The organism is Streptomyces odonnellii (assembly GCF_000981895.1).
Taxonomy (GTDB): domain Bacteria; phylum Actinomycetota; class Actinomycetes; order Streptomycetales; family Streptomycetaceae; genus Streptomyces; species Streptomyces odonnellii.
Genome location: NZ_LATD01000390.1, coordinates 1 through 9,400, shown reverse-complemented (window position 1 = coordinate 9,400; position 9,400 = coordinate 1). Strand labels below are relative to the sequence as shown.

Below are 9,400 nucleotides of genomic sequence, written 5' to 3'. Positions count from 1 at the left end.
CCCGTGCGCCTCCGCGATCGAGCGCACGATGGAGAGGCCAAGACCCGCCCCCCGGCCCATCCGGTCGCGCCCCTCCCCCCGCCGGAACGGTTCGAACAGCGCCGGGACGTCCTCCTCGGCCACCACGGGACCGGTGTTCCGTACGACCAGGGCAGCGCCGTTGACCTCGACGTCCACCGTCCCCGTCCCGTCCGGCACGTTGTACGTCACCGCGTTCGTCAGCAGATTGCCCACGAGCTGGCCGAGCAGCAGCCGGTTCCCCCGTACCACCGCCGCGTCGATGACCGACACGGACTTGTCCAGGCCGAAGCGGGCCGCCTCCTCCTCCACCGCCTCGCCCAGATCGACCAGCTCCTGGTCCTCCACCTCGCGCTCGCTGCGCGCCAGCACCAGCAGGCCCTCGATGAGCTGCTCGCTGCGCCGGTTGTTGTCGAGCAGGGTCCGTTTCGTACGGGCCAGCTCGTCCGGCGAGCACAGGTCGTCAAGGCCCACCTGGATCGCGACGCGCTGCGTCGCCAGCGGCGTCCGCAGCTCGTGCGAGGCGTTCGCGATGAACCGGCGCTGGCTGTCGAACGCCTTCTCCAGCCGCGACAGCAGCTCGTCCAGCGTGTCCCCCAGCTCCTTCAGCTCGTCGTCGGGCCCGCTCGCCCCGATCCGCTCGTGGAGGTTGTGCTCGGAGAGCCGACGCGCCTTGGCCGTCATCGCGTGCACCGGCCGCAGCACCCGCCCCGCCGTCCACCAGCCGACCACCACCGCGCAGGCCGCCATCACCAGCAGCGCGGCGACCGACCAGAAGAGCATCTCGTCGGAGGCGGCGTCGGTGACATTGTCGGTGAGCCGGTAGACGGTGACGGGCGCGATCCGCTGCTCGCTGATCAGCCCGCGTACCGGGGAGGCGGGCAGCGCGGGTGCCACCTGCGCGGGCACCACCCGGGCGGCCATCTCCTGGGCCTCGTTCTGCGTACCGGCGGTGGAGAGCAGATTGACCACGGTGAGCAGACAGCCGCCGAGGACGACGAAGACCCCGCCGTAGACAAGCGCTATGCGTGTACGAATGGTCGAGCCGGAACCGATGCCCGACCCAGTGCCGGCCCCAGTGCCGGTGCCCGACCCGTTGCCCGAGCCCGAGCCAGAAGCGTGCGACGTCGTCTTCACAGCGCGTATCCCACACCCTGCACCGTACGGATGAGCGCCGGTTCGCCCAGTTTGGCGCGGAGCTTGCTGAGACAGACCCGTACCGCCCCGGTGAACGGATCCGCGTGCGCGTCCCACGCCCGCTCCAGCAGCTCCTCCGCCGACACCGGCGCCCCGTCCGCCTCCAGCAGGATCTGGAGCACCGAGAACTCCTTCGGCGACAGATCCAGCACCCGTCCGTCCCGCGACGCGGTCCGCCGTACGGAATCGAGCCGTACGCCGTGCCGTTCCAGCAGCGGTGGTACGGGCCTGGCGCTGCGCCGCCGCAGCGCGCGCACCCGGGAGACCAGCTCGGGGAAGTCGAAGGGCTTGCCCAGATAGTCGTCGGCGCCCAGATCGAGCCCCGCCACCCGGTCCTCCATGGACGCGGACGCGGTCAGCATCAGGATGCGCGTACGGGACGACTCGGCGACCAGCTTGCGCGCGACGTCGTCGCCGTGGACCCGGGGGAGATCGCGGTCGAGCACGACGACGTCGTAGTCGTGCAGCCCGAGATACGCGAGAGCGGCGTCCCCGCTGTACACCGTGTCGACGGCGAATCCCGCGCGCCGCAGTCCGGTCGCGACCAGCTCGGCGAGGACCTCCTCGTCCTCGGCGACCAGTACCCGCATGCCGTCGTCCCTCGCCTCGTGCCCAGCCGCCTCTTGCATGATGCCCGTCTCCTCCCAGGATGGGCCTGTCTACAACACAGGGTGTTTCGCAAAGCTCTCCCTTCCCGGGCGCGACCGGCCCGCCCCCCAAACCCGGGCGACTCGCATGTGGGGGGTCGGATACGATATTGACATTCCGTAGACCGATCGGTCACTCCGTGTAGCGACTTGGGAGCAGCCTGCAATGGCTCGACACCTCATCACCAGCGCCCTTCCGTACATCAACGGGATCAAGCACCTGGGCAACATGGTGGGGTCCATGCTCCCGGCGGACGTCTACGCGCGGTATCTGCGCCAGCGCGGCCATGACGTCCTGTACATCTGCGCCACCGACGAGCACGGCACCCCCGCGGAACTCGCCGCGAAGGAGGCGGGCGTGCCCGTCGACACCTTCTGCGCCGAGCAGCACGACGCGCAGAAGGCGATCTACGACGGCTTCCAGCTCCGGTTCGACTACTTCGGCCGGAGCTCCTCGGCGCAGAACCGGGACATCACCCAGGAGATCGCCCGGGAGCTGAAGGCCAACGGCTTCATCGAGGAGCGGGCCATCCGCCAGGTGTACTCGAACACCGACGGCCGCTTCCTCCCCGACCGCTATATCGTCGGCACCTGCCCGCACTGCGGTTACGACAAGGCCCGCGGCGACCAGTGCGAGAACTGCACCCGTGTGCTGGACCCGACCGATCTGATCGAGCCCCGCTCGGCGATCAGCGGCAGCAGCGATCTCGAAGTCCGCGAGACCAAGCATCTGTTCCTCCTCCAGTCCAAGCTGGCCGGCGAGGTGGAGACCTGGCTCGACGAGCGCGCCGACAACTGGCCGGTGCTGGCCTCCTCCATCGCCCGCAAGTGGCTGACGGAGGGGCTGCACGACCGGGCCATCACCCGTGACCTGGACTGGGGCGTCCCGGTCCCGGCCGACGCGTGGCCGGAGCTGGCCGCCGAGGGCAAGGTCTTCTACGTCTGGTTCGACGCCCCGATCGAGTACATCGGCGCGACGAAGGAGTGGGCAGACGCCGCGCGAGACACAGACCTGGAGAACCGGGACTGGCGCTCGTGGTGGTGGGAGTCCGAGGGGGACGTCCGCTACACGCAGTTCATGGGCAAGGACAACGTCCCGTTCCACAGCATCATGTTCCCGGCGACGCTGCTGGGGACCCGCTCGCCGTGGAAGCGGGTGGACGTCATCAAGGCGTTCAACTGGCTGAACTACTACGGCGGGAAGTTCTCCACCTCCCAGCGGCGCGGGGTCTTCACCCATGACGCCCTGGAGATCCTGCCCGCCGACTACTGGCGCTACTTCATGATGGCGAACGCGCCGGAGTCCGACGACGCGTCGTTCACCTGGGAGCACTTCACCGCCACCGTCAACAAGGATCTGGCGGACACCCTCGGCAACTTCGTCAACCGCGTGCTGTCCTTCTCGCGCAAGCGCTTCGGCGACACCGTTCCGGCGGGCCGGGCGGCCGGGGACGCGGAGGCGAAGCTCGGCGCGGAGATCGCGCGGCTGCTCGGCGAGTACGAGGGGCACATGGAGTCGCTCCAGTTCCGCAAGTCGGCGGCGGCGCTGCGCGCGCTGTGGTCGGCGGGCAACTCGTATCTGGAGGAGAAGGCCCCCTGGCTGGAGATCAAGACGGACGAGGAGGGCGCGGCGCTGACCCTCCGTACGGCGATGAACCTGATCCATCTGTACGCGGTGGTCTCCGAGCCGTTCATCCCGGCGTCGGCCAGGGCGATGCGCGAGGCGTTCGCGCTGGACGGCGACACGGCGGCCTGGGTCACGGCGGAGGAGGCGAAGGCCCTGGCGTCGGTCCCGGCCGGGACGGCGTTCACCGTACCGCCGGTGCTGTTCGCGAAGCTCACGGACGATGACCTGGCGGCGTACAAGGAGCGCTTCGGCGGCGAGGACCCGGCGGCATAGCGTACGAGCGGAGGGCCCGGGAGCACGACCGGCTCCCGGGCCCTCCGGCGTCCGCCCGTACGGTACGGCCGCACGCCGCACATACCGTACGAGCAGCAGCTCAAGGGGTACCTCTTTCCGCGTCGTCACAGGCTCAGCGAGGCCCCGTCGCCCATCACGACCACCGGGCGCTTCGCCGGATCCAGCGTGCGCAGCAGTTCCTTCATCCGCCAGCGCGGCAGCGCGACACAGCCCTGGGTGGGCCCGCCGTGGTCGACATGGAGCCAGATGCCGCCGCCCTTGGCCTGGCCCAGCGGCCGGGTCCAGTCCAGCGGGGTCGTACCGGCCACCCGGTTGTAGTTGATCGCGATCACATAGTCGAAGGCCCCTTCGAGTGACTCGCCCTCGAAGCCGGTGCCCTCCGCCTCGAAGGCGGGCCCCCGGTCGTACGGGAGCCTCGAACCCGGGTCGGGCAGCTTGCCGCCCGCGTCGGTGAGGCCGAACACGCCGATGGGGGAGCGCAGATCGCCCTGGTGGTGATCGTCGGTCCAGCCCTCCCGGGCGTTGTGCGCGGGCCATTCGTCGGAGACCCGGCGCCAGCCGGTCACCGGATCGCGCTCGTAGAGCGTGACGACGGACCGGTCGGAGTCCACGTCGGTGCCCGTCACCACCACCGCCTGGTTGCTGGTCTCGGGGATCTCCGAGCGGGTCTCGGGGCCGAGACCGGGGATCACCGCCGGCTCGACGGGCGGCGGCTCGGGCGCGGAGCGGCCGGTGTGCCCGCCGGGCGAGGGGGCGCCGGGGGAGGCACTGCCCGTCCCCTTGCCGCCGACGGCCGTTCCGCCGAGCGCGTTTCCCGCGTTGTCGGCGGTGTCCGCGGTACCCGCGCAGCCGGTGAGCAGCAGACCGGCCGTCAGCAGACCGGTGACCAGCGGCAGGGCGGCCGGCCGTGGTCCTCTGCGAACGGGACGGCGGGGGCGGACGGACATGGGCGGGCCTCTTTCATTTCTCGTTCGGGGGATGCTCGGCGGTCGTCGGCGTGTGCGTCGGGGCTGTCACGGTTCCCTTGCCGAAGTCTGCGCCGGAGACCATCGCGCTCACGTCCTCGACGGTCCCCGGCGCGTCGCCGCGGACACAGAGCGTGAGGGAGACGGCGGTGTAGGGGGCGGGCGTGCCGCCGAGGAGACCGCTGTACTCGCGGGTGCCGCGGATGGCGCGGCAGGCCGCGGACGGGCTGTCCGAGCCGTACAGCACGGGCGGCCACTCGATCTTCTTCTCCAGGCCGTCCATGGCCAGCGGTGCGAGCGTGAGCAGGGCGTCGTCGGGCCCGAGCGCCGCCACCGGGACGCAGCTCTTCGGCGACTTCACCGGGCAGGGCAGGCCGTACGGGGTGAGCCGCTGGGACGAGACGAAGCCGCGGGCCGCCACCTTGAGCCGCCCGTCGTCCGGCACCTCCAGCGCCTGCCAGTGCTCGGGCAGCCGCAGGGTCACCCCGGCCACATGCTCGAACCGCACCCCGGAGCCGGCGCGCGGGGCCTGCCAGGCGGTGCCGGCCGGCGCGGGCACCTCCAGCGCGGGCGGCCCGGGGACGGCTGAGGCGGAGGCGGCGGGCGGCACCGGTTCGGGGATCTCGCGCAGCAGGCCGGGCAGTACCGTTCCGGCCACCGCCAGCCCGGTCACGGCCACCGCCGCGGCCGCTGCCGTACGGCGCCGCCGACGGGTCCGCCGGGCCCTCTCCCGTACCCGGCCGAGCAGCCCTTCGGGGGCGGGCAGTCTGGGCACGGTGCGTTCCAGCAGGATCCGCAGCTCCCGCTCGTCCTCGGCGCTCGGCTCACCCATGCCGCTCACCGCCCGCCACCGAGGCGGGCAGCGCGGCCCGCAGGGCGCTCAGCGCCCGCGCCGACTGGCTCTTGACCGTGCCCGGGGAACAGCCCAGGGTCGCCGCGGTGTCCTCGACGCTCAGATCCTCGAAGTACCGCAGCACGACCACCGCGCGCTGCCGCACCGGCAGCGCCCGCACGGCCGCCGCGAGCGACTGCTCCAGATCGACATGGGCGTACGGGTCCGCCGTCCCGGCCGCGTCCGGCACCTCCCCGTACGGCAGCTCCCCGCGCCAGCGCCGCCGCCACCAGGACGCGTGCAGATGCACCAGGACCGTCCGCACATACGCCTCCGGCCGGTCCCCGGCGATCCGCGGCCACTTCGGCCACACCTTCGCGAGGGCGCTCTGCAGCAGATCCTCGGCGAGATGGGCGTCCCCGGTCAGCAGCCAGGCGACCCGCAGCAGCCGCGGCCCCCGGGCGGCGACGAATGCCTCGAAGTCGCCCTCGCCCGGATCCATCGCCCCGCCCCTGCCATCGCGTTCGTTCTCCCACGCACCTCAAACGCGCCGGGAGAGCGATCCGGTTGCCATGGAACGCAAAGTCGTGGGGAAGCGCACAGTGGGAAACCGCACAGAACCGCAGGGACGCGAAGAGGCCCGGAACCTGGCGGGTTCCGGGCCTCCGAAGCAGGTGTCGTCGCTCCGCGGTCGCTACTCCGCGTTACTCCGCGTAGCCAGTTGGCTGAGTAGGGCGTTACTCCGCGGACTTGGTGACCGGCTTGCGCAGCGCGATGTGGAGTTCGCGCAGCCGCGCCTCGTCCAGCGTGGTCGGCGCGCCCATCATCAGGTCCTGCGCGTTGCCGTTGAGCGGGAAGGCGATCGTCTCGCGGATGTTCGGCTCGTCGGCCAGGAGCATCACGATACGGTCGATGCCCGGGGCGATCCCGCCGTGCGGCGGGGCGCCGAGCCGGAAGGCGCGGAGCATGCCCGCGAACTCGTGCTCGACGGTCTCCCGGTCGTAGCCCGCGATCTCGAAGGCCCTGAGCATGACCTCGGGCTCGTGGTTCCTGATCGCGCCGGAGGACAGCTCGATGCCGTTGCAGACGATGTCGTACTGCCAGGCCAGAACATCCAGCGGGTCCTTGGTCTCCAGGTCGGAGAGGCCGCCCTGGGGCATCGAGAACGGGTTGTGCGAGAAGTCGATCCTGCCGGTCTCCTCGTCCTTCTCGTACATCGGGAAGTCGACGATCCAGCAGAACCGGAAGACGCCCTCCTCGAAGTGGCCGGCGCGCTTCGCGGCCTCGACCCGGACCGCGCCCATGATCTTGGAGACCTCGTCGAACTCGCCCGCGCCGAAGAAGACGGCGTGGCCGGGCGCGAGCGAGAGGCGCTCGGTGAGGACCTTGACGTTCTCCTCGGTGAGGAACTTGGCGATCGGGCCGCTCAGCGCGCCGTCCTCACCGACCCGTACCCACGCCAGGCCCTTCGCGCCGTGCTCGACGGCGAACTCGCCGAGCCCGTCGAAGAACTTGCGCGGCCGGTCGGCGGTGTCCGGGACCGGCAGCGCGCGGACGTGCTTGCCCGCGAACGCCTTGAACTCGGAGCCCTCGAAGACATCCGAGATGTCGGCCAGTTCCAGGGTGGCCCGCAGGTCCGGCTTGTCGTTGCCGTACTTCAGCATCGACTCGCGGAACGGGATGCGCGGGAACGGAGAGGTGACATGGCGGCCGCCGCCGAACTCCTCGAACAGCTCCGTCATCAGCTTCTCGACCGGCTGGAAGACGTCCTCCTGCTCGACGAAGCTCATCTCGACGTCGAGCTGGTAGAACTCGCCGGGCGAGCGGTCGGCGCGGGCGTCCTCGTCGCGGAAGCAGGGCGCGATCTGGAAGTAGCGGTCGAAGCCCGAGATCATCAGGAGCTGCTTGAACTGCTGCGGGGCCTGCGGCAGCGCGTAGAACTTGCCGGGGTTGAGCCGGGACGGCACGACGAAGTCACGGGCGCCCTCGGGGGAGGTCGCGGTGAGGATCGGGGTGGCCATCTCGTTGAAGCCGAGCGCGGTCATCTTGTGCCGGATCGCCGAGATCACGGCCGTGCGCAGCATGATGTTGCGGTGCATGCGCTCGCGGCGCAGGTCGAGGAAGCGGTATTCGAGGCGCCGCTCCTCGTTGACACCGTCCTCGGTGTTGATCGTGAACGGCAGCGGTCCCGCCGCGCCCAGCACCTCGACCTCGGAGACCTCGATCTCGATCTCACCGGTCGGCAGGTCCGGGTTGACGTTCTCCTCGCCGCGCGCGGAGACGGTGCCGTCGATCCGGACGACGGTCTCCTTGGTGAGCTTGGACAGCTCCTCGTTGGCGGCGGTGCCGGGGCGGGCGACGAGCTGGACCAGGCCGTAGTGGTCGCGGAGATCGATGAAGAGGATGCCGCCCAGGTCTCGGCGATTGTGCAGCCAGCCGCTCAGCCGGACGCCGGTGCCGACGTCAGAGGCGCGGAGCTCGCCGCAGGTGTGGGACCTGTACCGATGCATCGTCGTTTCATCCAGTCTTAGCAAGTCGGGGTTGGCCTCTTCGGGTGCCGGCCGCGTTGGGTCGTACAGCAGAACAGGTTACCGCCCGGGCGCCGGGCCCCTCACTGGCTTTTGTCGTACACATATTCATAAAGTGGGGCAATGCGCACCGAGGATGTCCTGGCCGCGATCGCGACCGGCCTGTGGAGCTGGGACAACGCGTCCGGTCGGGTCACCCTCGACGCCGAGGCGGCCCGGCTGCTCGGGCTCGAACCGGCGGCCGTGGTCCTGACCGCCCCGGCGGTCCGGGCCCGTTTCCACCCCGTCGACTGGAACGAGATCGACGGCATCGTCAATCTCGCCATCGCCGAGGGCACGCTCGCCGAGGCCCGGCTGCGGATCATGGACGAGAACGGCAGGGTGCTCCGTACCGTACGGGCCCGGGCCAAGACGGATACGCGGCCGGAGCCCGGTGGCCGGACGTACATCGAGCTGTACGGCACGCTCCAGGAGGTCGCGGAGGTACGGCCCGGCACCACGGTCGAGGGCACCTCGATCACCGGTGACTGGCGCCGCTCCCGTGAGGCCTTCCTGCTGGACGCCGGGCGCGCGCTGGCGGAGGCGCGCTCGACGGCCGAGGTGCTGCGGGTCGCCGCGTCGCTGTCCATGCCGGGGTTCTCGCCCGACGGGCTCGCGGTGTACGGGGTCTCGGGCGAGAAGCTGACGGTCGTGGGCCATCACGGGCAGGCCGCGGTGGACATGGACCCGTTCCAGGGCATGACGGTGGACACGGACTATCCGGCGGCCGAGGTGGTACGGACCGGCCGGGCCATCTATCTGCCGACCCCGGAGGCGTACGAGACGCGCTACCCGGCCACCTGGCGTTATGTGAAGCGCTTCCAGCGGCACTCCTGGGCGTTTCTGCCGCTGGTGGTGGCGGGCCGGACGATGGGCACCTGGATGGCCGCGTTCAAGCACCGGGTCGCGTTCTCGCCCGACGAGCGGTCGGTGCTGACGACGGTGGCGCGGATGCTGGCGCAGGCGCTGGCGCGCGCGGGCGTCGCCGAGACGGAGCGGGAGCTGTCGCTGGGGCTCCAGCGCACGATGATGCCGACGCTGGGGCCGGAGATCCCCGGGATGCGGGTGGCGGCGCGGTATGTGCCGACCGGCGGCGGGCTGCAGATCGGCGGCGACTGGTACGACATGATCCCGCTGCCGGGCGGTGGCGGGGCGCCGGGCGCGGACGGGCACGGCGGCGGGCTGGGCGCGGGCCGGTGCGCGTCGGGCTGCGCGAGCGCGAGCGCGGGCCGGGCCGCCGGGGAGTGGGGCGG

8 protein-coding genes are annotated in these 9,400 nt (G+C 71.2%); 2 read left to right on the top strand and 6 right to left on the bottom strand.

From position 1 onward, the window contains the following. Both WH07_RS30785 and WH07_RS30780 read right to left on the bottom strand, forming a co-directional pair. A partial coding sequence (locus WH07_RS30785; protein ID WP_046507276.1) for a sensor histidine kinase occupies positions 1-1,074 on the bottom strand: 1,074 nt, incomplete at its 3' end. A 77-nt stretch (positions 1,075-1,151) separates the two neighbouring features. Beyond that, positions 1,152-1,805 carry a response regulator transcription factor gene (locus tag WH07_RS30780; protein ID WP_046507267.1) on the bottom strand — a complete coding sequence of 218 codons (654 nt, stop codon included), beginning with the start codon at positions 1,803-1,805 and terminating at the stop codon, positions 1,152-1,154. A gap of 223 nt (positions 1,806-2,028) precedes the next feature. On the opposite strand from WH07_RS30780, the gene metG reads away from it, so the two are divergent. Further along, positions 2,029-3,762, top strand: coding sequence for a methionine--tRNA ligase (metG, locus tag WH07_RS30775; protein WP_046507264.1), 1,734 nt, complete (start codon positions 2,029-2,031; stop codon positions 3,760-3,762). 125 nt (positions 3,763-3,887) lie between these two features. Here metG and WH07_RS30770 read toward each other — a convergent pair whose 3' ends face one another. The 4 genes from WH07_RS30770 to aspS all read right to left on the bottom strand — a co-directional run bounded on the left by WH07_RS30770 (position 3,888) and on the right by aspS (position 8,090). Continuing rightward, the gene (locus WH07_RS30770; RefSeq protein ID WP_107073659.1) at positions 3,888-4,730 is read right to left on the bottom strand and encodes a L,D-transpeptidase family protein; all 843 of its coding nucleotides are present in this window, start codon (positions 4,728-4,730) and stop codon (positions 3,888-3,890) included. A 13-nt stretch (positions 4,731-4,743) separates the two neighbouring features. Continuing rightward, on the bottom strand, positions 4,744-5,580 hold the full coding sequence (locus tag WH07_RS40030) for a hypothetical protein (RefSeq protein WP_046507260.1): 837 nt from the start codon (positions 5,578-5,580) through the stop codon (positions 4,744-4,746). Beyond that, a complete protein-coding gene (locus WH07_RS30760) occupies positions 5,573-6,082 on the bottom strand; it encodes a SigE family RNA polymerase sigma factor (RefSeq protein WP_046507257.1) in 510 nt (169 codons plus the stop codon). The genes WH07_RS40030 and WH07_RS30760 overlap by 8 nt, the downstream gene beginning before the upstream one ends. A 235-nt stretch (positions 6,083-6,317) precedes the next feature. Beyond that, a complete protein-coding gene (gene aspS, locus WH07_RS30755; protein WP_046507253.1) occupies positions 6,318-8,090 on the bottom strand; it encodes an aspartate--tRNA ligase in 1,773 nt (590 codons plus the stop codon). A 141-nt stretch (positions 8,091-8,231) separates the two neighbouring features. Between aspS and WH07_RS30750 the strand changes: the two genes are divergently transcribed. Next, positions 8,232-9,400, top strand: a 1,169-nt coding sequence (locus WH07_RS30750) for a GAF domain-containing protein (RefSeq protein WP_157877462.1), incomplete at its 3' end; no start/stop codon positions are given.